General features: G+C 78.7%; 1 protein-coding gene. It reads left to right on the top strand.

Annotated features, from left to right (window positions below; all coding sequences use genetic code 11):
* The coding region (locus tag FJ658_RS15505) for a DNA-3-methyladenine glycosylase (protein WP_181408518.1) at window positions 1-253 on the top strand (253 nt) is incomplete at both ends.

Raw genomic sequence — 253 nt, 5'->3', positions numbered from 1 at the left:
GTGGTCGAGGGCGTCGAGCTCGCCCGCGGGCGGCGTCCCACCGCGCGCCGCGACGCCGAGCTCGCCCGCGGGCCCGGCAACCTCACCCGCGCACTCGGCATCGCTCTGACCGACGACACGGCAGCCCTCGACGGCGCGCCGTTCGCCCTCGCGCCCGCGCCGCATCCGCCCGCCCCCGCTACCGGCAAGCGCGTCGGCGTCTCGGGCCACGGAGGAACGGATGCGTTCCCGCTGCGGTTCTGGATCCCCGGCG

This window comes from Schumannella sp. 10F1B-5-1, from assembly GCF_006517535.1.
Classification (GTDB): domain Bacteria; phylum Actinomycetota; class Actinomycetes; order Actinomycetales; family Microbacteriaceae; genus Schumannella.
The sequence above is the reverse complement of the archived record's forward strand: the minus strand, read 5'-3'. Positions and strand labels throughout refer to the sequence as shown.